Consider the following 25,804-nt stretch of genomic DNA (forward strand, 5'->3'; position numbering starts at 1 on the left):
ATGGCGCGTAGGTTGTTTGGGAAGGTCATCAAACTGGCCACGTTGGTCTTCTTTCCCGCAGCGATGTGTTCTTGTGCCACCGCATATGACGCGATGAAGTCTCCGGTCGATCATGACTACCCGGCGGCGAATCCGTCCGCCATTCAAACCCTTCTACTGACGGGCGAAGCCGATCCCGCCTTTCGGATAAGAATGGCGATGCGCTGGGTCGCAAGAAATCCCGACTGCTCTGTCAATATGAATTGGCTTGAAGGCGTGCGTGGCGCCTATTACGCGGACGTGCCGCTCGATCTGAGCTGGAAAGGTACCCACTATGCGACGCTTGTTCCTCTCGATGGACGTGCCCCAGGACGTTGCAATTGGTCGTTCAGGTCAATCGTGGTTTCCGGTGTAGACGACCGGGGTCGGATTTTGGAACTGGCGGAGTGGCGGCACCCCTCACCCGATGAGAAGAAGGCCTACTCGGCCCAGGAGGTCTGGGGTGACCTGGTCATGCTATCGACTGCGCCGCTGCAAAAGAAGGACGAATCCGGCGTGCGCAATCTGATCTGCGTACCGAGCCATGAAAACCCTTATCGTCCGGCTGTCCTGCACTGCGGAATGAGGGTTCTTGAGTCGGGATGGACCGTCGGTTCTACGCTTTGGATAGCACCTTCGACGACGCAGGCTCAGGTCAACTTTCGGTATTGATGGGAACGTAAGATTCCCATCCCGAGAGGATATCCGCCATATCCGGGAAACTGCCTTTTCCCGGCGCGTCGCCATGCGATCGCCGCCGCTACGCCAACATGCGCTTCTATGAGTGGACGCGACGCCACACGACTTCGCCATGGGCGCCTTCAGCCGCGCCACTCGATGGCTTGGCGACGATATAGGTCAGCTCGTCGCCATGGATGGTGTAATGCGAGTCGCCGATCCGGCCGTCCCAGTTGGGGAACGACGCGTGCACGATTTCGCTGCGCATGACATTGGCGTCGGCGCTCACGTGACCGTAGTGGGCATTGCTGTCCATCGAAGCGGCCCGATACTCCTCAGGCGTGCCCTTGGATTTGTCGTTGGCTGCAAATGGCATGCGCTTCGCGCGCACGATCTGCATCATGTAGTCGCCCTGCGCGTCGATAAGCCACATGCCCGTGGGGTTGGGGCCGTAGAGCTCCACGCGGTGGCCATCGGGATAGACGTTGTCGCAACGGACCAGCGTCCACGCGCCGACCAGTTCCTTGGGAACCATGCCGTGGCTGGCGCTTTCGCCAGGCTTCATGGCGTCCTGGGCGGCCAGGATCGGTGATGCGGCTGCGGCGACGAAGAGGCAGGAAACGAGCAGGCGTTTGGCGAATGACATGGCGACACCTTCGGTGGAGCGGTGGATCGGATACTCGCTCATGGGTTTGGTTTTGATAATGGGCCTCCATGTTTATTGACCTTCAAATGCTATTTGAAGATGATCCAGCTCAAGCCCTACGCGCCAGGACCGGGACTCATGAACCGCTTCAGCGACATGCAGCTTCTAGTCGACGTGGCCGACCTCGGCAGCCTCTCGGCGGCCGGGCGTCGAGCCGGGCTTTCACCTGCTGCGGCCAGCGCCTGCGTGCAACGCGTGGAGACGATGCTTGGGGCACGGCTGTTCGAGCGCACGACGCGTCAATTGCGCCTGACGGATGAGGGACGCATCTACATCGCCTCCTGCCGGGTCGCCATCGAAACCATGAAGGAGGCTGAGCGCGCGGTGCGCAGCGGCACCGACGCGGTCAGTGGGACGCTGCGGGTGTCGGCGCCGTCGGATCTTGGGCGCAACCTGCTGGTCCATATCCTCAACGGCTTCATGGAGCTTCACCCCGACGTGCGCGTTGTGCTGACGCTGTCGGATTCGCTCTCGCGCTTCGTGCCCGACGATGTCGACGTCGCCATCCGCGTTGGTCCTTTGGAGAACAGCGATCTCGTCGCGCGCCACCTTGCCGATAGCTGGCGTGTGGTGTGCGCATCGCCCGCATGCATCGAGATCCATGGCATGCCAGCACAACCCGAGGAACTCGCCGAGCTGCCCACCCTGGTATTGACCACCCATGCGGGACCCAGAAATGAGTGGCAACTCGGCGCGGATGTCGTACGCGTGCGGCGATATCACGAGTGCACTGACAGTGAGGTGATACGCACCTGGGCTGTATTGGGACGCGGATTTGCGTACCGGCAGCTTTGGGCAGTCACGGCGGATGTAAGCGCTGGCCGGCTGCAGCTCGTCCATGCGCCGGCCTGGTCCGCTCCCTCTCCCATCCACGCGATGTATCACCCCAGCGTGTTTCAGCCGCTACGCGTACGCCGCTTCGTCGATTTCCTTCAGGCAGAGTTTTCCCAGCGGCTTGCGATCAAGGGCCAGAACGGCTTCGCGTCGGCATTCAAGCGGGAGCCATGATCTGAGGGGTCCGCTGTCGACTCCGGCTTCAGTGGGTCGCCGCAACACTCTGCGGACGTTGCCAGCTCCAGAAATTCCGCGATGACCATCATCTGAGGTCGAACCCGATAGGCATGGCCCGACCATGGTCCGTGATGCTTGCCATGAGTGCGCGTCAGGAGAGTCCGCAACCTTTGAGATGTCGGCGCGCAGGGTAGCCAACCTCGGGCTCGGCATGCCGCCGGTCCTACGCGACTACTTTCTCGCGTTCGAGAGATTCAGGGCCCGACGGTCGCTAGCTTCTTCCATGCCCCGATCATCCGGTCGGGTGACCCTGGCCTTCCGTCCCGAAGATTGCTTCGCCCGGTTTCTGCACAGGGCTTGCGCTTGGCGACGACGGCAAGGGATCTTGTCGGCCCCATCGCCTCGATCAGCCAGATGCCATCGTTCAGTGGGATGCTGAATGGGGCGAAGCGCTGGAGGCGCAGCAGGGGACTCTGGCGGACATTTGGCCAGCCCAGAAGGCAGATTACGCTAGGATCGGGGGCAGCTTCGTGACAGTCAAAGCGTCTGCTTCCGACCCCTGGCGGACATGGCAACCCTGCCAAGAAAGTTCTTGCTATGGCTCGCCATGACGCGCACACCTCGAAGTAGCGAATGTAAGCATAGATCCTGACCAACGAATCCAGGTCGTAAACTGGAGCGGGCACCAAGTTCGACTGATGCGAAAAGGCAGCGACCGGACTTACTTCGGGCCGTGCGGTTTTCTATAAGAGGAGGCTTGCATCGATGTCCTATTCAATGAGTGACGCACATAAGCTTGGAAGAAAATCGTATGTTTCGCTCCGCCTCCGACTTTTCTTCGGTCTGGTGGCAGCGCTCGTATTGTGGTGCGGCTTCGTGTTGCTCCCGTTCGCGGTTCCGGGTTATGACTCGATCAGGCAGACCGTAAGCGAGATTGGACAGGTGGGGTCCCCAGCCAGGGTCCCTTTCACGGCCACGCTCTGCGTCGTTGCGATCTGCGTGTTGCTGTTTGCATGGGGTCTTCGGGACGCTTCGCGCAAGCTTGGACGATCGTCGGTGGCGGCTTATCTGACCGGATTCATGGCCATTTCGTCGGTTGGTGTCGGCGTATTTGCCTATCCGCATCCGCTGCATGGCGTGTTCGGACTATCGGAATTCGTCGGCTATCAGGCTCCTTGGGTTCTAGCGCTCACGTGGCGTCGCGAAAAGTCGATACGCGGACTCGTGCCGTTCTCGTGGACGATGGGCGCGCTCTTGTGGGTTTCGATCATTGCGAATCTGAGTGTGCTCGATTTGCACAGTTGGCTTTGGCAGTTTGAACGGCCTGTCTACGGCATCGTTCAACGCTCGCTATTTTTCACGTGGTGTCTTTGGCTTGCTGGCATCAGCCTGATGTTGGTGAAAAGCCGCATCATCTCGGAAGACACTGCACAGAACGCCTTGCCGGCAACGGACTAGCACGGGTGAGCGAAAGATCACCACCGAAAGTGGCTGATGGGCGACCCTGATAGGGGTCCTTCATAGAGGAGGATGGATCCGGGGCTGTCAGCTTTTCTCGTCGGAATGGCTTAGGTCCGCTGCAGCAAAATGCGCCAACTGGTCTGCGTGCGCTTTCACGAAGGACGGGCGGCCTATGGCGCGCGCGACATAGTCACGACAGGCGGGATGTGTCGCCAATCCGTCGAAGCGATCGACAAGGCGCAGCACGTCCGCCATCGCTATGTCGGCGACCGAGAAGGTTCCGGCCAGCCATTCGCGCCCTGCCAGGATGGGTTCCAGATGCGTCAGCCGGCCCTTGAGAAATTCATCCAGGCGCTTCCATTCCGGCGTTTCCCCGACGTAACCCGAGAACGCGAAGATGGCCCAGGGCAGGCCCGCCATTTCAACGGAATTGAGCGCCGCAAACAGCCATTCAACAGCCTTGCTGCGGCCGCGCGGATCGGCGGGCAGTAGCGTGTCACCACGATGGCCCAAATGAAGCAGGATCGCGCCGCTTTCGAAGATCGAGATGTCTCCATCGGTCAACCACGGCACCTGGCCGAAGGGCTGGTGCGCGAAGTGCTCTGCATTCCGGGGAGTAAATGGCACGCTTTCGACGCGATAAGGCAAGCCGGCTTCTTCCAGTGCCCAGCGCACACGCAGGTCACGCACATAGCCCCGCGGTGTCTCGGGAACCCAGTCAAAGGTGGTGAGGATCAGCTCAGCCATACGGGATCTCCACGCGTGCTCGCCCTTGCCTGACCCATGGATCGCGTACAGGCCGAGCGATGAGGCAGGCGCCATGGTGGGTGCAAGCGATACCGAAACATATTACGACGATTGCGCAAATACGGCGCTCGACCGATGGCAGTCATCTGGATCGTCTCCATGTGCGCAGCCATGCAGCAGCGATTCGCCTGCGGCCAGCTTGAAGGGACGCGCGACACGTCCAATCGGATGAACGCCGTCTAAATCACGCCCGCTAGCCGATCAACCATTGCGCAAGGTGGGGGGAATCACCTTTGGCAGTGCACATCTCCGCCGTCCGACCCACCGTTGGATGGCGCTTCGGCATGACCTTCACCCGGACCGCGCACTCAGGGGAATGGACAGGTCCTGGTGTCCCCGACTGAGACAGGAGACAACCATGAGCGTGAATCTTCGAAAGATGGCCCGCAGCTCCACGATCGGGCTCGCGTACCTATGCCTTTACTCCATCAATATGGCGCAAGCCGCGGATGCGCAGGATGCTTTCCTGCCGCCCAGCATCACGACGTCGACGATCCCGGCCAACGGCGACTTGAACCCATACGGCGTGGCCTTCGTGCCGCAGAACTTCCCACGCGGCGGATCCATCGCACCCGGTGACGTGCTGGTGTCGAATTTCAACAACATCAATAACCTGCAGGGCACGGGAACGACCATCATCAAATTCACGCCCACGGGTGACCTGGCGCCCGGTGTCGTCGCAGGCACGCCCGGTAACGCCACGACGTTCTTCCTGAGCCACTACCAGGGTCTGACCACGGCACTGGGTGTGCTGAGCCGCGGTTTTGTCGTCGTTGGCAACGTGCCTACCACCGACGGCACGATAGGCACGATTTCGCAGGGAGCGCTCCAGGTCATTGATGGCCATGGCCACCTGGTGACTACGCTGTCCGACAGCACGTACCTGGATAGCCCATGGGATCTGGCCATCAACGATCAAGGCAACCATGCGCAGATCTTTGTCTCCAACGTGCTCAGCGGGACGGTGTCGCGATTGGATGTCACGGTTGGCGGCTCGGGGCTCGTGGTCACCAAGAAGGTGCAGATCGCCATCGGCTATTCCCATCAACCCAATTCGTCGGCGCTGGTCTTGGGGCCAACGGGGCTCGCATACGACGAATCCTCGGACACGCTGTTCGTCGCCTCGACCGCAGACAATGCGATCTTCGCGGTACCCAACGCGGGCGCGCGCAAGACGGCTGTGACGCAAGGCCGCGTGGTTTTTGTGAATCCCCATTTACGCGGCCCCCTGGCGCTGACCTTTGCCCCGAACGGGCATCTGCTCACCGCCAATGGTGACGCGGTCAACGGCGATCCCTTGCATCCCAGTGAAATCGTGGAGTTCACGCGCGCCGGTCACTACGTCGGCGAAGTGAACGTCGACGCTTCACAAGGCGGCGCCTTCGGCGTGGCGACGGTACTGTCGCCTCAAAATGCACCATTCAACTATGCGGCAATCGACGATGTCCCCAACGACCTCGTCGTCACGCTCGTACCGACCGGGCAGTAGGAGTAAACATCCCGGTGCCGCCGTGCCAGCAAGTCAGGCACGGCGGCCCGCTGGTTCCATGCCTGTTGGAGTCAGCCCGGGACCGGACGGCATCGCGTCCGTCCCGGAGATGGCGCGTTCAAGACAGAAACGGGTCGATTTTCCCGGTTTCCTGAAGCGGCCGAGCGCGCGGGGAAATGAGATTAAGCATGCAGGACGGCCATTGCCGCTGTTGGGGAACAGACGTCCATGCTTCCAACCGGGCCGTATCCAGTCCACCAGCCCCGCATCCCGTCATCTGACGCCAGCCCAGCCGGGGGCGGATGTCGATTTGCGAGTCCCAGATTCGTCGTTCAGATGGAAGGCCTTTGATGGGCCAGGCGTGGCGTCAGGCCCCCTGGGGCGGGCGCGCCTCAAACACCTTGCACGCGAATCGCCCAAGGGAACCAGGAAATGAAGAGAAAAATCAAACGTTTCAGTTGCTTGGTCGCGATTTGCATGCTTGCCGCGGTGGTGGCCAGCGCCGTTGCGGCGGATCAACCACCGCGACCAGGTTACCCACGCATGGCATCGCTGACCGAATACCTGATGGCTGACCGTGCCGAGGAAATAGCCTTGGCGCGCAGCGCTGCGCCTGCGGCGATTTCCGATGCTGCCACCGTCCTGGTGCTCGAAGCGCATGGCTATGTAACCGCCGTCGAGGGCAAGAACGGCTTTGTGTGCGCCGTCGAGCGAGCCTGGATGTCGCCATTCGATGCGCCCCAGTTCTGGAATCCAAAATTACGTGGGCCCATCTGCTTCAATCCGGCGGCGGCGAGATCGATCCTGCCCATGACCTATAAAAGAACCGCCCTGGTGCTGGCCGGGCAATCCAGAGAGGCCATCAAAGCCGACATCGAGGCCGCGCTTGCCGCCAGGCAACTGCCGCCACTGGAGTCGGGAGCCATGTCTTACATGATGTCCAAGCAAGCGTTTCTGGACGACCGGGCGGGTCACTGGATTCCACACCTGATGTTTTATACGGCCACAAACGTGGACTGGGGTGCCGACCAGGCAGGGTCCCCGATCATGCTGAATCCACAGTTTCATGGCTCCCCTGAACCGGTAAACGTGTTCATGATTCCCGCCGGCAAATGGTCCGACGGCACGGTTGCGCCCAGCAGGTAGGCGTCGTGGTGCTGGAGGAGCCTCAGGCTGGCGAGCTGGAGTGCCCGCTTTTGATGATGGCTGCGCCAGCGCCTGATCCGGATGGCACCGAAATGTTGTTCAGCCAACAACGGAATCCACACTCGAGCCACACCGTGGCTGCGACAGACTTGGAGTAACCTGAACGGTGACAGGAGAGGTCATGGAGGTCGGACAAATGGCTGCAGAGCCTGCCTCTGCTGCGTGGATTGCGTTCGGTGCGGTCGAGATCGACACCCAGGGCCATCGCCTGTTCGTCAATGGCGAAGAGGTTGGGCTCGAGCGCAAGGCGTTCGCTGTCCTCGTCCTGTTGGCGCGCGAACCCGGCCGCGTCTTGAGTCGCGACGAGATTCTCGACGTGGTGTGGGGACATACCCACGTGACCCCTGGCGTACTCAGTCGCGTCATCGCGATGTTGCGCCACGCGCTCGGGGAGAGCGGTGAGGAAAGCCACTATCTGCATACCGTGCATGGCGTTGGCTTTCGCCTCGATGCCCAGGTGCGATCCGCCGCGTCGCGTGAGCAGTTGACGGCGGGCAGGGTATTGCCAGCCAGGAAAGCTGCCTTCGTACCGATCCTCGCCAGCGATGTTGCCGCGCCACCGGCCGCATCGACCGCGCCGCCAGCGAGTGCGGCAACGCCCGAGCGACCCGGCAAGACAGCTTGGTTCGGTGGACGACTCGCTGCCGTGGCCTCGGGCTTGCTGGTGGTGGCGGCCATCTTGCTGGGCTGGCACCAGTTCGCACGTCACCCTGCAGACACGGTGTCGGCGATCGATCTCAAATCGATCGCGGTGCTGCCGTTCGAGAATCTCAGCACAGACCGGAACAACGCGTATTTCGCCAGTGGCATGCAGGACATGATTCTGACCCAGCTGGTGGGTATTGGCGGACTCAAGGTGATCTCGCGCACCTCGACCGAGAAGTACCCGAGCCACCCGGAAGACATCAGAACCATCGCGCGGCAACTGGATGTGGCGACGCTGCTCGAGGGCACGGTACAAAGGGCCGGCGACCAGGTGCTGATCAATGTGCAGTTGATCGATGCGACCAGCGGCAACCATCTCTGGGCGAAAGCCTATACGCGCACGTTGGACAACGTCTTCAGTGTGGAAGGCGAGGTCGCGCAGAACGTGGCGGAGGCGCTGAAGGTGCAGCTGACGTCCGCGGAAACCGCGCGTATCGACCGCGTGCCGACCTCGAATGCGGAAGCCTACGATTTCTACCTGCAGGCCAGCGCGCATGCGAACCGCGCTTACGATGATCCCACGCTGACATCGTCCGAATTGCCGCAGGCAATCTCGCTGTATCAACAGGCACTGGCCAGGGATCCGAACTTCGCGCTGGCCGCGGCTGCGCTGGCGCGCGCGCACATGCAGATGTATTTCTTCGCGCCCGATCGCACGAACACGCGGCTGGCCGAGGCGAAGACTGCCGCCGATCGTGCGCTGGCGTTACAGCCGAATCTGGGTCAGGCGCATTACGCAATGGGACTGTATGACTACTGGGGCCATCGCGACTACGCCGGTGCCATCACCCAGTTGAAGCTGGCCCGGCAGGCCTTGCCCAACAGTGCCACGGTCGAACTCCTGATCGCCGCGATTGCCCGGCGCCAGGGGCGCTGGGACGAAGCGGTAACGCGCTTTCACACGGCCACCGTGCTTGATCCACATAGTGAATTCGCGTTCAACCAGCTCGGCGTGACCTATCAGAGCATGCGCCGCTACGCTGACGCCGACCAGGCCTATGCCGCCGCCCTCGCCGTGAGTCGAAATCCTTTTGCCGAACGTATGGCGCGGGCCTTCAACGAGGTGACGTGGAAGGGCAATCCTGGGCCGCTGCGCAGCGAACTGGCGACGCTGACGCCGGGCAGCGAAGCCTACGCCGGCAATGTCATGGCGATCTATTTCGAGCGCGAGCTGGCGCACGATTTTGCCGGGGCCGCCAAGGTGGCCGAGACGGACAAGGCAGACAACTGGGACGATCCGGACAATATCGTCTTGCCCCGAATCCTGTTTGTGGCTTGGGCCTCGCAGGCGGCGGGAGATACGGCCAAGGCGGCTGCAGCGTATACGGAGGTTGCCACGCGTGCTCGCGCCGGTCTCGTCGAGCGGCCGGACGATGCGGACCTGCATCTCACCCTGGGCTATGCCTATGCCGGACTCGGCCGAAAAACCGAGGCCGTCACCGAGGGCGAGCGCGCCGTCGCCTTGATGCCGGTCTCTGAGGACGCCCTCACCGGAGTCGATATGCTCGAGCACCAGGCGCAGCTCTATGTCCTGGTCGGCCAGCCGGACCAGGCCATTGCCCTGATCGAACGCGTACTGTCCCTGCCTGCTGGCGGCATCATGTCGAGCGCGTTGCTGCGGCTGGACCCGGTCTGGGATCCGTTGCGCGACGACCCTCGATTCAAGGCGCTGCTGCTGAAGTATCCCAGCGCCAGCTAGCGTGCCGTTCGCACCGCTTGCTCACGCAGGCTTCAAAAGGGGCCGGTGATCGTTGAGGCCGTTGCACCAAGGTCACGCCAACCAGCGTCGCGTGCGGGGCGGATGCAAGTTGAACCGGGTCTACGCCGCCCCCTGGTCGAAGTGTTCCAGGCACGAGCCTGAGCAAGGCCCCGTGCTTCTCATGATGTCTTTGCGCCATCGCATGAACTCAACAGGAGGTCAGCGTGTACCGAACGATATCGACAGCGTCGAAGCTCGCCATCTGCTTGCTGGTCGGGACGGCATCGTTGGTCGGCAGCATGCCGTCGACGATGGCAGCCGATGCTCCAACCGATCCAACCGCGGTATTCGCCGCGCCGCAACGTGACGGGTCCCGGGATTTCGATTTCCTGATCGGCGATTGGAAAGCCCATGTTCGCCGCCTGCCCGATCGTCTGAACAACTCCACCGCCTGGGACGAATACGACGGCATCTCCAATCACCACAAATTGCTCGATACCAACGCGAATTTCGAGCAGTTCGAAGTGACCAGCCCGGACAAGAAGCTGCACATCAAGGCGCAGACCTTGCGGATGTACAACCCGGACACGCATCAATGGAGCATCTATGGCCTGGACCTGGACAAGGGCGAGCTGGACGCTCCCGTGGTGGGTGAATTCCACGGCAATCGCGGCGAGTTCTACAACCACCAGGCCTGGAAAGGGCGCGTGATTCTCGTTCGCTGGATGTGGCTCAACATATCGCCAAAGGCGGCCCGCATGGAGCAATCGTTTTCTCCCGATGGTGGCAGGCATTGGGAAGTGAACTGGATCTGCGAGTTGTCACGGTAACTGGGAGTTATTCCCGCGTGGTCATCTACGCCTCGGGGACTGGCGTCAGGTCGAGGCGCAAGCAGGTTGCTTTCGGACTGCGGATCCGCTCCCGCGTTGTTTTCACCCACTGATCGCCGAGTTGCCCGCATCAGGCGCGACCGCGAAGCCGCGTCGTGCTGCGGTCGCGGGAGCAAGTCCCGCCGGGGTGCTTGGGACGCAGCACGAGGTATTGGGCTTACAATCGCCAGATGGAATATCAGCTTGTCATCAAGTTCTGGCGCAAGTCTCTGGCCGACGAAGCCTTTCTCGCGGTCATTGAGGGCAGGTTGAAGGAGGCATTGGGCGCTGCGGTCGAACTGGAGGGCTACGATGTCAGTCCGAAAGAGATCAACCTTTTCATGCTCGCGTCTGACCCACGACTCTCGTTTCGGCGCGCAAAAGACGTTCTGGAAGAACTGGGCGCGCTGAATGGCATGTCAGCCGCGTTCCGCGTGGCGGGCGGCACGAGTTTCACGTCGATCTGGCCGCTACGCGCGACGCGCAAGTTCCGGCTGCCGTAGTGCCAGTGAATACCTGGCCATGCGTCAGGTGAGGACCTTGGCCGGTCGACTATTAGCGGTTTGAGATGAGGATGCTGCCATGCCAGTGCGGAGCGATGTCCTTCCCGATCCATGGCCCCCTCTTGCCTACCCGGACTTCGCCAGCACCCAGTATTTGTTCCACATGGGCCTGCAAGCGGTCGGCAAGCTGAAGCTGAAGGCGCCGTTTCAGCCGCAATGGTCGGCCGTGCCGTTATGGATTAGCGCGCGCGGGTTGACGACCGGGCCGATCGATTACGCAGGCGGAGCGTATGAAGTCAGCGCTGACCTGATCTCTCACGAACTGACATGCGTGACCAGCTGGGGCGCCGCCAAGCGCTTCAAGTTGGCGTCGATGTCGGTGGCGGAGTTTGTGGAGCAGCTCTTCGACCTTCTGCAAAACGTGGGCATCGATGTCTCCATCAACTTGATGCCGCAAGAAGTCGCCAGCCCCACGCGCTTCGACCAGGACCAACAGCAGCGCGCCTATGAGCCGGCCATGGCTAACCGCTGGTGGCGAATCCTGCTGAGCACGCAACGGGTGATGCAGATGTTCAGGGGCGGCTTCCAGGGTAAGACGCAGCCGATCGGCCTCATGTGGGGAACGCTGGATATCCGCGATGTACTCTTTAACGGCAAGCCCGCCGCACCTGCTCCCAACGCCGACTACATCCGTCGCAATGCCATGAATGCAGAGCTCATCGAGATGGGGTGGTGGGCCGGCAGTGCCGCTTACCCCAGGCCGGCGTTCTATTCCTTCACCTATCCGCAGCCCGCGGGAATCGAAGACGCCGAAGTCAGCCCCGCGAGCGCGCACTGGGATGCAGCCATGGGCGAGTTCATCCTGGACTATGACGAGCTGCGCAAATCGAAAGACCCGGATGCTGATCTGCTGCAGTTTTTCCGCTCTGCCTTTCATGCCGGTGCCGAATGCGCGCGCTGGGATCCGCATCTCATGGGCAGCGGAAGGCCCGATTAGCTGATTTCCGGGCCCCATGCCGCCTGGCTGCATGGTCGGGGCAGCGGTCACCGCGGCCAATAACGGTTTTCGCCAGGCACGTCCCATGCTGCAAATAAGTGCCAAAATAAAGCGCTCTGCAGGCGTTGAACCATGTCCCTAGCGAGGGAACAGGCCATGCTGGAAGTTGCGGGAACCCAAGCAGTCACGGTGGTACGCAGGATGTTTGCATCCTGGTGGGTGCCGCTTTCAGTGGTGGCCCTGGTGGCTGGCCTGCCCAGTTTGGCTTCGGCACAGGAGCAAGCTCCTCCCTTCGAATCGTTCGCGGTGCCCGCGGGCAGCGGCCCGCACGACGTCGCCCCCGCCGCTGACGGCACCGTGTGGTACACGGCGCAGGCGCGCGGTGCGGTCGGGCGGCTGGACCCTCGTCGTGGCAAGGCCGACTGGGTTCCGCTTGGCAACGGCTCAGCGCCACACGGCGTGATCGTTGGTCCAGATCAGGCGGCCTGGATTACCGACGGCGGCCAGAACGCGATCGTGCGAGTCGACCCCAAGACGCTTGCCGTCACGCGCTTCCCGTTGCCACAGGAGCGCTCGAACGCCAATCTCAACACGGCGGTCTTCGACCGGCGGGGGCACCTGTGGTTTACCGGGCAAAACGGCATCTACGGCGAACTCGATCCGGCGAGCGGCCGGATGCGCGTTTTCGATGCACCGCGCGGACGCGGGCCGTATGGCATCTGCGTGACTCCCGATGGAAACCTCTATTACGCATCGCTGGCTGGCAGCTACATCGGCCACATCGACCTGGCGAGCGGGAAGGCGCAGGTCATCGAACCGCCGACACCGAACCAGGGAGCACGACGTATTTGGTCCGATTCGAAAGGGCGCGTCTGGGTCAGCGAGTGGACCGCAGGAAAGGTCGCCATGTTCAACCCGTCGTCGCATCAATGGCGTGAATGGCCACTGCCAGGACACGATCCGCACGCGTACGCGATCTTCGTCGATGACCACGACATCGTCTGGTTGAGCGAATGGAGCGCCAACGTGCTGGTGCGCTTCGACCCGGGAACCGAGCGCTTCGACGCATTCACGCTACCGCGCCCAAACTCAAACGTGCGCCAGATGATGGGGCGCCGCGGAGAGGTCTGGCTGTCCGCGTCGGGTACCGATCATGTGTTGCTGTATCGAACGCGTGCGTCCGATGCCGGCAGCAAGTAAAGGCGCTACGTGGTGCCGCTGTGCATCTCGTCGCTGAACCACGGGCTGACGCATGGCGGGGCTCATTGGCGCGGAGAGCAGGGGACAACGGTTGCCCCGCCCACTATTTGCCTTTGCCGATCCGCCAGCAGGCCTCGAGGAAGATCCGTCGTTCCTGCTCGCTGTCTATTTCGGGTGCTAGGCGCCGCGCAAGAGCATCCAGGTCGCCGCCACCCTGGGTGGCCCGACGTACCAGGTGTGCGGCCACCGGCCCGATGTGCTTCGCGAGCTCGACCTCGAGCAGGCGCAAGTGCGCCGCATCGACGCTGCCGGCCGGTTCGGCGTTATCGGCGGGCCTGGTGTCCCGCGCTGGCCGATGTGCGGCGGGGAGGTCGTGGGCCGCGTACCCGCGGAGGGTCGTATCGAGGTAATCGCACAGGCGTGTGATGTGCGGCTCGAGTGGTGGCGGGAACGCATCCATCCAGTGCTGCGTGCTGAGAAAGTACTCCAGGCTCTTTGATGGCAGCACGTCCTCGAGCCGAAACGGCAGGATCGGCAACTGCTTGTGCACGGCCCGTTCCACCTCGCGGCGTACCTGGCCTGAGTCGTTGCTGCTGGCGGAGAACACCAGCACCATGAGCCGTGCACTGGAAATCGCATCGATGATCTCGGCGGCCCAGTCGGCGGCCGGGGATACGTCGCGCGGCGCGATCCATACCTTGATGCCGCGCGCTTCCAGTTGCTGCACGAGCGCGAACGCAGCTTCGCGATCCGGTTGCGAGTAGCTGACGAACAGGTCGTGTGGCATGGCTCAGCCGCCCAGCATCTGCAGCGCCTTGTCCAGGCTCTTGCGCATGCGGTTGAAGGCGGCCGACAACGCCGCCACCTCGGGCCCACCGCCACGCGGGAAGTCCGCCGCTGCGGTATCGCCGAGGCTCACCTGGTCGGCTATCCGCGCGATCCGGCGTACCGGGCGAATGACCAGCACATAGATCGAGGCGTTGACGACCAGCAGGACGCTGACGAGCATCGCGGCGATGGCAGTCAGCACCTCGCGTCGCACGCGTGCGGCATTCGCCTCCGCACTGGCGAAGGGAACCGAGATGACTTGCGCGCCGACGACCTCGTTGGGCTGCCAGCCAAAGCCATGCTCGTTGCCATAGCGTGCGAGCATGGTTGCCGGTGCTGCAGACGGCAGACTGTGACATCCCAGGCAGCCGGCATCGACGCGGATCGGGCGCGCCAGATAAAGAGCTTTGCCCATCGGCGTGTCGCGCGTCCCGCTTACTTCCCTGGTCGTGGTGTCGTTGCGGAAGCGCTGCACGATATCCGCTTCCCAGTCCGTCGCGCGGTCGCGTGGATTGGTCGGGTTGAGCGTGGCTTCCTTGTAGGAGTAGTCGGGGTGTTCTTTGTGCAGGGTGAGGAAGTTCTGTGTCGCGGCATAGAACGGCACGCTCTGCGGGCGGAACGCAGTGGCCATCTTGTCGTCGAGTAAGGGGTCGATCTCGGTCTCGGTGTAGGAGCGGATCGCCGCAGCGCTGTCCAACATCAAGCCGGCCTGGGCGAGCACTTCACGCGTCGCGTTTTCCTGCAGCGTCGAAGTCACGATCAGGGAGATCGCCACCATGCCGAGCGCGAATGCGACTAGCAGTATCAGGTTGATCCGCAGCAGCACGCTCGACCCCCTTGTCGGATTGCCGGCCCACTGGCCCGGCACCGACGGTGTTCATGGCTGTTGGAACCTCGGTGGCGCCCTGCAAGCGCGCCACTCATGCCGCCGTGGGAAATCATGACACAAAGCGCCAGACGGGGGACCCGAGCGGTTTTCGCATGATTTCCCGTGCTCGACCGTAACGAGCCGAGTCCGATCCGCAAGGGCCGGGCTGACGACATGGGCGCTCGCCCTCGTCGGCGGCTAGCGGGAGGACTTGATGAAGTCGACGAACGCACGCAAGGGAGCAGGCAGCAGGCGTCGGCCGGAATAGTAAAGAAAGGGTCCCGTGAAGCGTGGCCACCACGGTTCAAGAATGGGCTCAAGAGCGCCGCTGTCGAAGTGGGGGCGCAGCCAATCCTCGAACAGATAGATGACGCCTGTACCGGCAATGGCCGCATCGATGGCAAGCTCGATGGCCGAACCCGCCTGCACGATCAGGCGGCCGGGGGGATCGAGCCGCACCAGCTCGCCGTCTCGCTCGAACTCCCACGTGGTCATTGCGCCGCTGCTGAAGCGACTGCGCAGGCAGGCGTGGTTCAGGAGTTCCTGCGGGTGTGCGGGCCGCCCGTGACGGGCGAGATAGGCCGGAGATGCGGCGGCCGCAAACCGCTGGCTGCGCGGTCCCAACGGCAAGGCGATCATGTCCTGTTCCAACCGTTCTTCGTAGCGTACGCCCGCATCGCAACCGGCCGCGATGATGTCGACGAAGCTGTCTTCGGCGATCACGTCCACCTGGATCTCGGGATACGCGGCAAGAAAGGGCGGAATGATGGCCGGTAGCACCAGGCGCGCCGCGTTGACGGGGACATTGAGCCGCAACGTACCGGTCGGCGTATCGCGAAAGCCGTTGACGACGTCGATCGCCGCTTCCACTTCGGACAGCGCCGGTCCAAGACGTTCAAGCAGACGCTGGCCCGCCTCGGTCGCGATCACGCTGCGGGTGGTCCGGTGCAACAGCCTGACCCCGAGCTGGGTTTCCAGCCGACGTACGGACTCACTGAGCCCTGAAGCGCTGTAACCGCTGGCGCGCGCGCCGTCACGAAAGCCCTTGGCGCGTGCCACGGCAACGAAGGCCTTAAGGTCGTTGAGGTCGATGTCCATTGTTCGCCATACCGCACGGCCTGCTCGGTTTATACCGGATTATCGAGGAAGTGACCAAGGCCTAGGATGCCGCCACCTCCCATCCCATCGCAGGTTTCAGGCATGAACATGCAGACTCAGAAAATTGCCCTCGTCACTGGCGGCAGCCGCGGGCTCGGCCGCAGCACCGTCCTTAGCCTCGCCAGGCGTGGCGTCCCATCGATCTTCACCTATCACTCGAATCGCACGGAAGCCGACAAGGTCAGCGCGCTCGCTCGTGATGCGGGCGCGAGCGCCATCGCCCTGCAACTCGATGCGGGCAATATCAGCGCACTCGACGGCTTCGTGGCAGGCGTGCGGGTGGCCTTGGCCGAGTTGGGCAGCGAGCACTTCGACTATCTCGTCAACAATGCGGGCACGTCGCATCACCAGGCCTTCGAGCACACCACCGAAGAAGAGTTGGACGCGCTCTACCATGTTCACTTCAAGGGCGTGTTCTTTCTCACGCAGAAGCTGCTTCCATTGATCAACGACGGCGGCCGCATCGTCAATATCTCTTCTGGCTTGACCCGCGTCACCATACCGGCAAGCGGTGCCTACGCTTCGATGAAGGGTGCGATTGAAGTGCTGACCCGCTACCTCGCCAAGGAGCTGGGCGAGCGCCGGATTGCAGTCAACACCGTGGCCCCGGGCGCCATCGCCACCGATTTCAGCGGCGGCATGGTGCGTGACAATCCCGAGATCAACAAGCGTGTCAGCGACATGACGGCACTCGGGCGTGTTGGCCTGCCCGATGACATCGGCCCGATGATCGCCTCGCTGTTGTCCGAGGACCATCGATGGGTCAATGCCCAGCGCATCGAAGTGTCGGGCGGCATGTCCATCTAGTTGCAGCCGTTGTCGTGTGCCTTCGAACAAACGCGAGGGCGCACCTGACAGCAGCTGGCAGTGATCCAGGGGGAGAGCAGGGTTGTCCTGGTAACTGCACATGCATGTCATCGGTAAGGCGATAGGGTACGAGGCCGTCTACGCCGATTGCCCTATAGCCCGGACGGGCACGCGGCCTTATATAGAGCCGGCACGTGGTCGCGGGCCGCGTCATTCGCACAAGGAGCGAACACATGTTGCTGAGGTCGATCCTGCTGTTATGCCTCGGATGTCTCGTGATCGCCTGTCCGGCTGAGGCGGCGCAGCCCACGGCGGCCGGACACATCACCGGCGTAGGCGGCGTGTTTTTCAAGGCGAAGGATCCGAAGGCGCTGGCCGCGTGGTATCGCGACGTGCTTGGGCTGCCGGTGGAAGCCTGGGGTGGTGCGGCACTACGCTACGACGCAGCCAAACATCCGCCGGTGCTGGCCTGGAATGCATTCCCCGCCTCGACGAACTACTTCGCGCCGTCGACCAGTGCGTTCATGATCAACTACGCGGTCGATGACATGGACGCCTTGCTCGCGCGCCTGCATGCCAAAGGCGTCACCATTGTGAAGCGCGACGACAGCGACCCGAACGGCCGCTTCGCATGGATTCTGGATCCGGAAGGCAACAAGATCGAGCTGTGGCAGCCGAAACCCTAGGCACGTCCCTATAAGCCAGAATCACCGCGATCACGGCGGCCGTGCCACCCGTGCAACCGATGCGCTCAACCATCGCGTGCAGCAGCGTCGCTGCTTTTCCTCGCGACTGACGAAGGCTAGTCGCATGGCAGTGGCCGGGCTGCATCGACCGGCCGAATGCGCCATCGAACGCGGACGTCAAAGCTCCCTTCACGGTAGCGCGAGGGTCTGCGCGAGAAAATCGCGGTGCCAGGCTGGTTTTTGCCGGCCTCGTGGCATGGGCCGCAGCGTGGCCGCTGCTGCATGTGGGGATCGATCATGCATACCTCCAAGCGACACCTGGCTGGTTTCACCGCCATCGTGGTCATGGTGGCCTCAGTGAGCGTGCTGGCGCTGCCGCTCTCATCGGACGACTGGGCATCGATGCCACGCTGGTCATACGCGGGGAAAACTGGTCCCTCGTATTGGTCGGCGATGGCGCCGAGCTTCGTCGCGTGTGGCCATGGCAAGGCCCAGTCCCCTATTGATCTCGAGTCACGTGATGCGAAATCCGGAAAGGCCGGAGAGTTCCATATCGACTATGAGAAGGGTGCGGTCGCCCTGGTAAACAATGGGCATACGGTCCAGGCCAATGTCAGCGATGCCAAGGACACCGTGGTCTTCGATGGCGATACGTATCGCTTGGCCCAGTTCCATTTTCATTCGCCGAGCGAGCACACCACGGACGGCACGCGTTTCCCGCTGGAAATCCACTTCGTCAACGAGGATGCAAAGAAGCGCGTCGTCGTGGTCGGCGTGGTGGTGAAGCTGGGCAAGCCAAACGATAGCCTCGCGCCGGTGCTCAAGAGTCTTCCTGCCTCGGACAAGGAGACATCGAAGGGCAGCACGCCGCCGATCGCGGTCGACGTGGGCTCCATCCTTCCCCGCGATCACCGGGCCTATGTCTACGCAGGGTCGCTGACCACGCCACCCTGTACGGAGGGTGTGCATTGGGTCGTGCTCAAGGAGCCCATTCAAATGTCGAACGACCAGATCGCGTCGTTCACGCGGATCTTCCCCGACAACCATCGACCCCTGCAAAAGGCCAATGGACGGGAGATCGACAACGAATCGGAATGAGCGTCGCGGATGGGCGGGTGAGCTAAAGCTGAGCCTGGCGCGTCGAGGCGTCAGTCCTTTTCGTTGGAAACCTTGACGAAGCCATCGCGCATACGTCGCAGCAGACTTCGAATCACGCCCAGCTCGTCCGGCGAAAGGTCGACAAAGACCTTCTCCAGCCTGTGTGCATTCAGCTCCATCGCGCTGGTGATGACTTGTTTGCCCTTGTCCGTCAGCGTCGCGAGCAACCGGCGCCGGTCTTTCTCATCGCCGATCGATTGCACGAAGCCGTCTTGTTCAAGCGAGAACATCAAGGCGGACACCGTGGCGCGCTTGACCTGCAAGGCCGCAATGATTTCCTGATGCGGAACCGGGCGACCGCCCGCACCCCATAGCACGGCCAGCGCCATGAACCGCGCCGGTGAACCCGCCGTGCCTTCCAGCCACGTGTTCAACACGTTGTTGATTTGCTGGCCCACCAGTTTGAGCGTGAAGACGGTTTCCAGGCGCTGGGCCGCGGCCAGCGGAAACCGGCGCAGATAAGCCTCGCGCAGATACGGGGTGGGAAAGTTCTGCTCGCTGGTCGAATCGTCGTCTGTCACAGCTTTCTCTCCCGCCAAAACTATTCGCAGCTGAATTGTATGTTACAAGACAATTTCTTGCGATAGGTCTAAATCATTAAAAAACAACAACATAAGGCGTTCGCTGCGCGCTGTAGCATGGTCTGTTGACTTGTATGTCGCCTAACAGTATTGTCTGCCGCCATACAAATATGGCGAGCAAGCCCCGGCACGAATGGTCGTGCCACCACGATGGCCTTTGATGCTTCGACCCGCGAAGGGAGCCCCGATGGCGATCCCCGAAACGCAGGTGAGGCAAACGGATAGCACTTCCTTTGACCAGATATCTGACTTGTCAGATGCCTGAGCCGCTAGGCGTTGCATTGACACCTACGTCGGCGCACCGGACCTCCATGAACGCACCCACATCCCCCGCTGTACCGGTCCCGGCCCCATTGACCGGTTTCCGGTTTGCCCTTGGCGCTTTCGCCGTCGCGCTCGCCACGTTCATGAACGTGCTTGATTCCTCGATAGCCAATGTCGCCATTCCGACGCTGTCGGGCGATCTGGGCGTCTCGGTTGACGAAGGTACATGGGTGATCACCATGTTCGCCGCCGCCAACGCGGTAGCCATCCCGCTGACCGGCTGGCTCACCCAGCGTATTGGCCAGGTCAAGCTATTCGTCGGGGCGATCCTGCTGTTCGTGATCTCGTCTGCGTTGTGCGGCATTGCGCCAAGCCTCCCGGTCTTACTGGCGGCCCGCGTGCTGCAGGGCTTGGCTGCGGGTCCACTGGTACCGTTGTCGCAAGCCTTGCTGCTCACCACGTTTCCAAAACATAAAAGTGGCAGCGCGCTGTCGTTGTGGGCCATGACGGCAACGGTCGGTCCCATCGCTGGCCCGGCGCTGGGCGGCTGGATTACCGATAGCTACAGCTGGTCGTGGATCTTCTATATCAACGTGCCGGTCGGCCTGTTCGCTGCCGCCGTGGTGTGGGCGATCTATCGCGACCGCGAGTCGCCTGCCCGTCGTTTGCCGATTGACACGGTGGGACTGATCTCCCTGATCGGCTGGGTGGCTGCACTGCAGATCATGCTCGACAAGGGCAAGGATCTGGACTGGTTCAACTCGCCAGTGATCTGCGCGCTAGGCGTGTTCGCCCTGATCACCTTTGCATTCTTCGTGATCTGGGAGCTGACCGCAGAGAAGCCGATCGTCGATCTTCGCCTGTTCGCCCAGCGCAACTTTCTCGGCGGCACCGTAGCCATCTCCGTCGCCTATGCCATCTTCTTCGCGAACCTGGTGATCCTGCCGCAATGGATCCAGGAGTATCTCGGCTATCGCTCGGTCGACGCAGGCTTGGTCACTGCTCCACTAGGTGTCTTCGCCGTGATGCTGGCGCCGATGATGGGCAGGATGATGGAGAAGATCGATGCGCGCATCCTGGCGACCATGGCCTTCGCCGGCTTTTCGGCCGTCTTCTTCTTGCGTTCGAATTACACCACCGAGGTGGATCAATTCACCTTGATCCTGCCCACCCTGTTGCAGGGTATTCCGACGGCTCTGTTCTTCGTGCCGTTGACGGCGATCATCCTGTCGGGATTGACCCCGGACAAGATCCCCTCCGCCGCAGGCTTATCGAACTTCGTGCGCATCTTTGCAGGCGCCGTGGGCACCTCGCTGCTGGCCACCAGCTGGAATGACCGCACGATCCTGCATCACGCACGACTGATCGAACAGGCCAATAGTTACAACGCGATCTTCAAGGATTCCCTCTCACAGGCGCAGTCGACGCTGCAGGTCGGTGCATCCAATGCACTTGCCTTCGTCGAGCACGGCCTGGGCGCGCAGGCGGCCATGCTTGGCTTGAACGACATCTTCTGGATGTCCGCGATCATCTTCGTCCTGATCATTCCGCTCATCTGGATCACCCATCCAAGTAAGGACGCTGCAGCCGGAGCGGCAGCAGCAGGCGGCCATTGATGCCACGCAAATAGAACGGTTGACCGGGCGAGCAATGACAGATTGCCTGGCTACGCACGCAACGGCCCCGAGGAACTCGACGTGGAACATTACACAAAGAAAACCTTTGCAGCGACACGCAGCATCGGCTTCATGTTGACGAAGGCGCGCAACATGCTGACCGCGGATATGGATGCGGCCGTCAAGCAGCTCGATATCACCAATCAGCAGATGGGCATCATCCATTGGCTCAGTCGTGGCATTGCCACCACGCCGTTCGGGATGTCGAAGCATCTCAGCATCGATACCGGACTGATGACGCGGATGCTGGACAAACTAGAGGCAAAGGGACTGCTCACGCGTTCCCGCAGCAACACGGATCGCCGTGTCGTCGATTTGAAGCTGACCAGCAAAGGCGAGGCGATTGCCGCCGCGATTCCAGATATCGCGCTGCCAGTCTTCAACCGGCGCCTGAGGAACTTCAGCACGGCCGAATTCGCGGAACTGCTGCGCCTGCTTGGCAAGTTCATTGATGACGAAACCCGGCGCGAGCGTTCCTAAGGGCGAAACGCCCGCGCACCCCTGCCGACCAATCCCCCACTTACTGAGACCAAGATCATGCGTGTTCAGCTCGTTGCAGCAGCGGTCGGAATGGCCCTGGCCCTGGCAGGCTGTGCCAGCACCGGCGGCCTGCATCCGGACGGCAGTCCCATCGACCCGGGCTCGCTCGCGGTTGAGCGCACGCTCGCGGACGTCAAGGTGTCACCTGCCGCCTGGCCTGAAGCGGACTGGTGGACCTCCCTTGGCGACGGCCAGCTCGATGCCCTGATTGCCGAGGCCTTGCATGACAACCCCAGTCTCGCGCAAGCCGACGCGCGCGCACGCCAGGCGCAGTCAGAGGCGTCGAGGGCCGACGCCGAGCGCAAGCCGGAGGTCGATCTAGCGGGAAGCGTCAGCGAGGTTCGCCTGCCAACCACGCTGCCACCCATAGGCAAGGGTCATAACATTACCGCCAAGAATGTCACCGCCAGCTTCAAATGGGATCTGGATCTTTGGGGTGGCGAACGCGCGGCATGGGAGGCTGCGCTCGGTGTACAGCGCTCGGTGGAAGTCGACGCACATGCCGCGCGTATCGAGCTGTCCACGAATGTCGCGCGCGCTTATGTGCAGCTCGGTTACGCCTACACGCAACAGGATGTCGCATCGGCGGAGCTCGCGCGGGCCACCGACGTACGCGAGCTGACGCAACGACGTGTTGCCGCCGGCCTCGATAGCCAGGTGCAGCTCAAGCAGAGCGATGCGGAAGTTGCCAGTGCACAAGGTAGAAAGGCGCAAGCGGATCGCGCGATCGATGCGGCGCGGTCCGCTCTGTCGGTGCTCCTGGGCAAGGGACCCGATCGCGGCCTGACGATCACCCGCCCCCAGCTGTTGCCACCCACGGCCGTGAGCGTGCCCTCCAATCTGCCGGTCGAACTGCTGGGACATCGCCCCGACCTCGTCGCCGCACGGTGGCGCGTGGAGGCAGCCGGCAAGGACATCGACGCCGCCAAGACCCAGTTTCTTCCCAACGTCAACATCAGCGCGATGGCTGGCCTGATCGCACTTGGGGGCGGCAATCTCTTTCAAGCGAAGTCCCGCTTCTACGATGCGGGACCGGCGATCAGCCTGCCCATCTTTGATGGTGGTCGCCGCCGTGCAGACCTGAACAGCAAGGATGCGCAATACGATCTGGCCGTGGCGCAGTACAACGAAACGCTCGTGCGCGCAGTCAACGAGGTGTGCGACGACAACAACGCACTCGCCTCGTTGCAGGTGCAAACCGACGCGCAGCAGCGTGCACTCGACGCGGCCAGCGATGCCTGGACGCTGGCCGAGCAGCGCTACAAGGCTGGCGTTGGCAGCTACCTGGAAGCCCTCGTCGTGCGCCAGCAACTACTGGTCGCCCAGGATCGCATGGCCACGCTGCATGCGGAGCAGACCGATTACTCCGTGCAAATCATTCGGGCGCTTGGTGGCGGCTTCCGCCCTGGCCAGCCCGCTCCCGACGTGTCGACTGTCGCCGCCGATGCGAACTCGTCTTCCCTCATTCATCATCGCTCCTGAGTCAGCCATCATGCCAACACAAATTTCTTCGGCTCCTAATGAAGCCGCCCAAGCCAGGAAGCCTGGCCGTCGCTTCATGCTTCGCATCCTGGGTACCGCTGTCGTGGTGGGTGCCATCGGTTTTGTTGCCTGGTTCGCGCTGGAGAGTCGTTGGTACGAAGCTACCGACGACGCCTATGTCAACGGCAATATCGTGCAAATCACGCCGCAGATAACCGGTACCGTCGTCAGTATTGGTGCCGATGACGGCGACTTCGTGAAGCAGGGCGACGTGTTGGTCACGCTCGACAAGGCCGATGCGGATGTCGCCTTGGAAAATGCCGCCGCCAATCTGGCCAACACGGTGCGCAAGGTGCGTGGCCTGTACAGCACGGTGTCGGGCGCGCAGGCCGATGTGGCGGTACGCCAGACGGCGGTACAAAAGGCAAAGGACGACTATGCACGTCGCGTCAGCCTGGCCAACTCGGGTGCGATCTCGGCGGAAGAGCTCTCGCACGCCAAGGATGCCCTGACCGTCGCCGAGAGCTCGCTGACGACGGCCGAACAGCAACTTCAGACCAATAAGGTGCTGGTGGACGATACCATCGTCACGTCGCATCCCGACGTCAAAGCCGCCGTCGCTCAATATCGCGCCGCTTATCTCACTGAAGTTCGCACGACCATGGTGGCGCCGGTAACGGGCTACGTCGCCAAGCGCAGCGTGCAGGTCGGCCAACGCGTTCAGCCTGGCGCAGCCTTGATGGCGGTCGTGCCGCTGCATGAGGTATGGATCGACGCCAACTTCAAGGAAACGCAGCTCACCCATATGCGCATCGGGCAGCCGGTGGAAGTGACTTCCGACATCTATGGTCACGCGGTCAAGTACGACGGCAAGGTGCTGGAGCTCGGCGTGGGGACGGGTGGCGCCTTCTCCCTGTTGCCGGCCCAGAACGCTACCGGCAACTGGATCAAGATCGTGCAGCGCATGCCGGTGCGCGTGGTGTTCACCAACCCTGGTCAGCTCGACCAGCATCCGCTGCGCGTCGGCATGTCCTTGAACACCAGGGTGGACTTGCACGACAAGAGTGGACCGATGCTTGCCCAGAAGGCACCCACGCGGCCGGCTTTCAGTACGGACATCTATGAGCAGCAGCTGGCACACGCTGACGAACAAGTGGCGCAGCTTATTCACAGGAACATGGCCAGCGATGCGAAATTGGTACGCGAGTGAGCGAACGAGGCTGGTGATGCGTCGACGACTTGACTGACGTATGCGTGAATTTCCACGTCAGTCAGGCCATGCGCCGCGGCAGGGTGAACTCCTCGCCGGCGGCGCCTCCAGCTTCGGCACTTACGCCAACCACCTCTGCGTGGAGCAAGCATGAACAAGTACGCGACGCATAGCGGTCGACGGCAAACGAGGCAAGTGATGGTTGCGCCGGACACATCAGCGCACGGGCGCGCGCAAATGGCGGCAGATACCATCTACAAGGTCGCGGAGGTCGCCCGATCGCTGAGGCGCGCGAGCCAGGTGATGGAAAAGTGGGTGCATCTTGCTACTGCGGCGAATGAACAACTGACGATGTCGCATTGGCTCGTGCTCGTTCGCCTTTCCATGGCGCCGACGTGCAAGCAGGCGGACCTGAAGTCCGACACGAAGATTGCTGCATCGCATTTGACGAGATTGATCGATGACCTGGCACGCCAGGGTCTGGCGCGCCGGCATCGCTCGTCAACGGATCGCCGGCAAGTCCACCTTACGCTTACCGAGGAGGGCAAGAGTGCCGCCCGTGAGCTGCTGGCCTCGTTGAACGAGTTCACTCAGTCTTCCCAACTCAACGCTATCGAGGATCTTGGTCCATCGCTCGAACAGTTTGTGTCGCTCGCGGCTGGTGAGGCATGGCTCGGTGATGAGGTGTAGCCCTGGGCGTGAAGCGCCCGGATACGCCGTCACCAGTGCGGGTCGTGCGTGCCCATCAGTATGGCGGGCCGCCCATTCCAGTCAGGGTCGTAGCGCATCCAGGCGGCTTCGGCGAGAGCCAGCAGAATCCGCCGCCGCTCGGCATAGGCCTGTCCGGGTATGCCCGATAGCGGCAAGGCACGGGCCAGCCGCTCGTACGGTGGCTCGCCCGGGTGGGGCATGCTCGGGGGATCGTTGTGCGACTGTCGGGACATGGGTCGCCGCGTTGCCCGCCAGGGGCTGGTATCAGCCCGAGGATCGCAGTCACCACATTATTACAGGTACCCGCACACCGGCCTTCCACGGCAAACGTGGCTCCGCCGGCATGCTGCGCGGAACCATGGGTCACCCAAATGCGGCATACCGCCTATTTGCTCTTCATCAGACTTCGATAAGATGCGGTAGCGCGGGCCCGTCGGAGACAGCCCCGCCGAAGGGGGATTTACCAGCTAGCCGTGCCGCTACCGC

25 protein-coding genes are annotated in these 25,804 nt (G+C 62.3%); 18 read left to right on the forward strand and 7 right to left on the reverse strand.

All coding sequences use genetic code 11. From position 1 onward, the window contains the following. Nucleotides 1–690 carry a hypothetical protein gene (locus OUZ49_RS15825; RefSeq protein WP_266151502.1) on the forward strand — a complete coding sequence of 230 codons (690 nt, stop codon included), beginning with the start codon at nt 1–3 and terminating at the stop codon, nt 688–690. Between the two features lie 106 nt (nt 691–796). On the opposite strand, the gene OUZ49_RS15830 is transcribed toward OUZ49_RS15825, so the two are convergent. Continuing rightward, nucleotides 797–1,384, reverse strand: a complete 588-nt coding sequence (locus tag OUZ49_RS15830) for a lipocalin-like domain-containing protein (RefSeq protein WP_266151504.1) — start codon at nt 1,382–1,384, stop codon at nt 797–799. Nucleotides 1,385–1,480: 96 nt separating this feature from the next. On the opposite strand from OUZ49_RS15830, the gene OUZ49_RS15835 reads away from it, so the two are divergent. Continuing rightward, the gene (locus OUZ49_RS15835) at nt 1,481–2,410 is read left to right on the forward strand and encodes a LysR family transcriptional regulator (RefSeq protein WP_266151505.1); all 930 of its coding nucleotides are present in this window, start codon (nt 1,481–1,483) and stop codon (nt 2,408–2,410) included. 768 nt (nt 2,411–3,178) lie between these two features. Further along, the gene (locus OUZ49_RS15840; RefSeq protein WP_266151506.1) at nt 3,179–3,871 is read left to right on the forward strand and encodes a DUF998 domain-containing protein; all 693 of its coding nucleotides are present in this window, start codon (nt 3,179–3,181) and stop codon (nt 3,869–3,871) included. 87 nt (nt 3,872–3,958) lie between these two features. On the opposite strand, the gene OUZ49_RS15845 is transcribed toward OUZ49_RS15840, so the two are convergent. Then, on the reverse strand, nt 3,959–4,621 hold the full coding sequence (locus OUZ49_RS15845; protein ID WP_266151507.1) for a glutathione S-transferase family protein: 663 nt from the start codon (nt 4,619–4,621) through the stop codon (nt 3,959–3,961). 418 nt (nt 4,622–5,039) lie between these two features. On the opposite strand from OUZ49_RS15845, the gene OUZ49_RS15850 reads away from it, so the two are divergent. The 7 genes from OUZ49_RS15850 to OUZ49_RS15880 all read left to right on the forward strand — a co-directional run bounded on the left by OUZ49_RS15850 (nt 5,040) and on the right by OUZ49_RS15880 (nt 13,349). After that, nucleotides 5,040–6,170, forward strand: coding sequence for a YncE family protein (locus OUZ49_RS15850; protein WP_266151508.1), 1,131 nt, complete (start codon nt 5,040–5,042; stop codon nt 6,168–6,170). Nucleotides 6,171–6,764: 594 nt separating this feature from the next. Further along, complete coding sequence (locus OUZ49_RS15855; protein ID WP_266151509.1) at nt 6,765–7,316, forward strand: hypothetical protein; 552 nt, start codon at nt 6,765–6,767, stop codon at nt 7,314–7,316. A 181-nt stretch (nt 7,317–7,497) separates the two neighbouring features. Beyond that, nucleotides 7,498–9,780 (forward strand): winged helix-turn-helix domain-containing protein, encoded by a 2,283-nt coding sequence (locus tag OUZ49_RS15860; RefSeq protein WP_266151510.1) that lies wholly within the window; start codon nt 7,498–7,500, stop codon nt 9,778–9,780. A gap of 224 nt (nt 9,781–10,004) precedes the next feature. Then, nucleotides 10,005–10,610, forward strand: coding sequence for a hypothetical protein (locus OUZ49_RS15865; protein ID WP_266151511.1), 606 nt, complete (start codon nt 10,005–10,007; stop codon nt 10,608–10,610). 230 nt (nt 10,611–10,840) lie between these two features. Next, the gene (locus OUZ49_RS15870; protein ID WP_266151512.1) at nt 10,841–11,152 is read left to right on the forward strand and encodes a hypothetical protein; all 312 of its coding nucleotides are present in this window, start codon (nt 10,841–10,843) and stop codon (nt 11,150–11,152) included. Nucleotides 11,153–11,231: 79 nt separating this feature from the next. Beyond that, entirely contained in the window at nt 11,232–12,149 is a 918-nt protein-coding gene (locus OUZ49_RS15875) for a DUF5996 family protein (RefSeq protein WP_266151514.1), read from the forward strand. Nucleotides 12,150–12,305: 156 nt separating this feature from the next. Continuing rightward, nucleotides 12,306–13,349 carry a Vgb family protein gene (locus tag OUZ49_RS15880; protein WP_266151516.1) on the forward strand — a complete coding sequence of 348 codons (1,044 nt, stop codon included), beginning with the start codon at nt 12,306–12,308 and terminating at the stop codon, nt 13,347–13,349. A 103-nt stretch (nt 13,350–13,452) separates the two neighbouring features. Here the strand turns inward: OUZ49_RS15880 and OUZ49_RS15885 are convergent, their stop codons facing one another. The 3 genes from OUZ49_RS15885 to OUZ49_RS15895 form a co-directional block, all read right to left on the reverse strand. Further along, complete coding sequence (locus tag OUZ49_RS15885) at nt 13,453–14,136, reverse strand: toll/interleukin-1 receptor domain-containing protein (protein ID WP_266151517.1); 684 nt, start codon at nt 14,134–14,136, stop codon at nt 13,453–13,455. A 3-nt stretch (nt 14,137–14,139) separates the two neighbouring features. Next, nucleotides 14,140–15,003, reverse strand: coding sequence for a c-type heme family protein (locus OUZ49_RS15890; RefSeq protein WP_266151518.1), 864 nt, complete (start codon nt 15,001–15,003; stop codon nt 14,140–14,142). A 240-nt stretch (nt 15,004–15,243) separates the two neighbouring features. Continuing rightward, entirely contained in the window at nt 15,244–16,143 is a 900-nt protein-coding gene (locus tag OUZ49_RS15895; RefSeq protein WP_266151519.1) for a LysR family transcriptional regulator, read from the reverse strand. 102 nt (nt 16,144–16,245) lie between these two features. Here OUZ49_RS15895 and OUZ49_RS15900 point away from each other — a divergent pair, with 102 nt between their 5' ends. From OUZ49_RS15900 to OUZ49_RS15910, 3 genes are all read left to right on the forward strand, one after another. After that, entirely contained in the window at nt 16,246–17,010 is a 765-nt protein-coding gene (locus OUZ49_RS15900) for an SDR family NAD(P)-dependent oxidoreductase (protein WP_266151521.1), read from the forward strand. A gap of 233 nt (nt 17,011–17,243) precedes the next feature. Then, a complete protein-coding gene (locus OUZ49_RS15905; protein ID WP_266151523.1) occupies nt 17,244–17,696 on the forward strand; it encodes a VOC family protein in 453 nt (150 codons plus the stop codon). Nucleotides 17,697–17,993: 297 nt separating this feature from the next. Beyond that, the gene (locus tag OUZ49_RS15910) at nt 17,994–18,794 is read left to right on the forward strand and encodes a carbonic anhydrase (protein ID WP_266151524.1); all 801 of its coding nucleotides are present in this window, start codon (nt 17,994–17,996) and stop codon (nt 18,792–18,794) included. Between the two features lie 50 nt (nt 18,795–18,844). On the opposite strand, the gene OUZ49_RS15915 is transcribed toward OUZ49_RS15910, so the two are convergent. Next, nucleotides 18,845–19,375, reverse strand: coding sequence for a MarR family winged helix-turn-helix transcriptional regulator (locus OUZ49_RS15915; RefSeq protein WP_266151525.1), 531 nt, complete (start codon nt 19,373–19,375; stop codon nt 18,845–18,847). Nucleotides 19,376–19,746: 371 nt separating this feature from the next. Here OUZ49_RS15915 and OUZ49_RS15920 point away from each other — a divergent pair, with 371 nt between their 5' ends. The 5 genes from OUZ49_RS15920 (at nt 19,747) to OUZ49_RS15940 (ending at nt 25,297) form a co-directional block, all read left to right on the forward strand. Continuing rightward, entirely contained in the window at nt 19,747–21,315 is a 1,569-nt protein-coding gene (locus OUZ49_RS15920) for a DHA2 family efflux MFS transporter permease subunit (protein WP_266151526.1), read from the forward strand. Nucleotides 21,316–21,396: 81 nt separating this feature from the next. Further along, nucleotides 21,397–21,855 (forward strand): MarR family winged helix-turn-helix transcriptional regulator, encoded by a 459-nt coding sequence (locus tag OUZ49_RS15925; protein WP_266151528.1) that lies wholly within the window; start codon nt 21,397–21,399, stop codon nt 21,853–21,855. A 57-nt stretch (nt 21,856–21,912) separates the two neighbouring features. Beyond that, entirely contained in the window at nt 21,913–23,397 is a 1,485-nt protein-coding gene (locus tag OUZ49_RS15930) for an efflux transporter outer membrane subunit (protein WP_266151530.1), read from the forward strand. Nucleotides 23,398–23,407: 10 nt separating this feature from the next. After that, nucleotides 23,408–24,607, forward strand: coding sequence for an HlyD/EmrA/EmrK family protein (locus OUZ49_RS15935; RefSeq protein ID WP_266151532.1), 1,200 nt, complete (start codon nt 23,408–23,410; stop codon nt 24,605–24,607). Nucleotides 24,608–24,757: 150 nt separating this feature from the next. Next, nucleotides 24,758–25,297 (forward strand): MarR family winged helix-turn-helix transcriptional regulator, encoded by a 540-nt coding sequence (locus OUZ49_RS15940; RefSeq protein WP_266151534.1) that lies wholly within the window; start codon nt 24,758–24,760, stop codon nt 25,295–25,297. Nucleotides 25,298–25,326: 29 nt separating this feature from the next. On the opposite strand, the gene OUZ49_RS15945 is transcribed toward OUZ49_RS15940, so the two are convergent. Continuing rightward, a complete protein-coding gene (locus OUZ49_RS15945) occupies nt 25,327–25,551 on the reverse strand; it encodes a hypothetical protein (protein WP_266151535.1) in 225 nt (74 codons plus the stop codon). Between the last annotated feature and the right edge of the window lie 253 nt (nt 25,552–25,804).

The organism is Dyella halodurans (assembly GCF_026283925.1).
Lineage (GTDB): Bacteria > Pseudomonadota > Gammaproteobacteria > Xanthomonadales > Rhodanobacteraceae > Dyella > Dyella halodurans.

What these genes read in the sequence shown, in the direction of transcription:
- OUZ49_RS15825 (WP_266151502.1), top strand. Translation starts at nt 1, where the DNA reads ATGGCGCGTAGGTTGTTTGGGAAGGTCATCAAACTGGCCACGTTGGTC.
- OUZ49_RS15830 (WP_266151504.1), bottom strand. Translation starts at nt 1,384, where the DNA reads ATGAGCGAGTATCCGATCCACCGCTCCACCGAAGGTGTCGCCATGTCA.
- OUZ49_RS15835 (WP_266151505.1), top strand. Translation starts at nt 1,481, where the DNA reads ATGAACCGCTTCAGCGACATGCAGCTTCTAGTCGACGTGGCCGACCTC.
- OUZ49_RS15840 (WP_266151506.1), top strand. Translation starts at nt 3,179, where the DNA reads ATGTCCTATTCAATGAGTGACGCACATAAGCTTGGAAGAAAATCGTAT.
- OUZ49_RS15845 (WP_266151507.1), bottom strand. Translation starts at nt 4,621, where the DNA reads ATGGCTGAGCTGATCCTCACCACCTTTGACTGGGTTCCCGAGACACCG.
- OUZ49_RS15850 (WP_266151508.1), top strand. Translation starts at nt 5,040, where the DNA reads ATGAGCGTGAATCTTCGAAAGATGGCCCGCAGCTCCACGATCGGGCTC.
- OUZ49_RS15860 (WP_266151510.1), top strand. Translation starts at nt 7,498, where the DNA reads ATGGAGGTCGGACAAATGGCTGCAGAGCCTGCCTCTGCTGCGTGGATT.
- OUZ49_RS15870 (WP_266151512.1), top strand. Translation starts at nt 10,841, where the DNA reads ATGGAATATCAGCTTGTCATCAAGTTCTGGCGCAAGTCTCTGGCCGAC.
- OUZ49_RS15875 (WP_266151514.1), top strand. Translation starts at nt 11,232, where the DNA reads ATGCCAGTGCGGAGCGATGTCCTTCCCGATCCATGGCCCCCTCTTGCC.
- OUZ49_RS15880 (WP_266151516.1), top strand. Translation starts at nt 12,306, where the DNA reads ATGCTGGAAGTTGCGGGAACCCAAGCAGTCACGGTGGTACGCAGGATG.
- OUZ49_RS15885 (WP_266151517.1), bottom strand. Translation starts at nt 14,136, where the DNA reads ATGCCACACGACCTGTTCGTCAGCTACTCGCAACCGGATCGCGAAGCT.
- OUZ49_RS15895 (WP_266151519.1), bottom strand. Translation starts at nt 16,143, where the DNA reads ATGGACATCGACCTCAACGACCTTAAGGCCTTCGTTGCCGTGGCACGC.
- OUZ49_RS15900 (WP_266151521.1), top strand. Translation starts at nt 16,246, where the DNA reads ATGAACATGCAGACTCAGAAAATTGCCCTCGTCACTGGCGGCAGCCGC.
- OUZ49_RS15905 (WP_266151523.1), top strand. Translation starts at nt 17,244, where the DNA reads ATGTTGCTGAGGTCGATCCTGCTGTTATGCCTCGGATGTCTCGTGATC.
- OUZ49_RS15910 (WP_266151524.1), top strand. Translation starts at nt 17,994, where the DNA reads ATGCATACCTCCAAGCGACACCTGGCTGGTTTCACCGCCATCGTGGTC.
- OUZ49_RS15920 (WP_266151526.1), top strand. Translation starts at nt 19,747, where the DNA reads ATGAACGCACCCACATCCCCCGCTGTACCGGTCCCGGCCCCATTGACC.
- OUZ49_RS15930 (WP_266151530.1), top strand. Translation starts at nt 21,913, where the DNA reads ATGCGTGTTCAGCTCGTTGCAGCAGCGGTCGGAATGGCCCTGGCCCTG.
- OUZ49_RS15935 (WP_266151532.1), top strand. Translation starts at nt 23,408, where the DNA reads ATGCCAACACAAATTTCTTCGGCTCCTAATGAAGCCGCCCAAGCCAGG.
- OUZ49_RS15940 (WP_266151534.1), top strand. Translation starts at nt 24,758, where the DNA reads ATGAACAAGTACGCGACGCATAGCGGTCGACGGCAAACGAGGCAAGTG.
- OUZ49_RS15945 (WP_266151535.1), bottom strand. Translation starts at nt 25,551, where the DNA reads ATGTCCCGACAGTCGCACAACGATCCCCCGAGCATGCCCCACCCGGGC.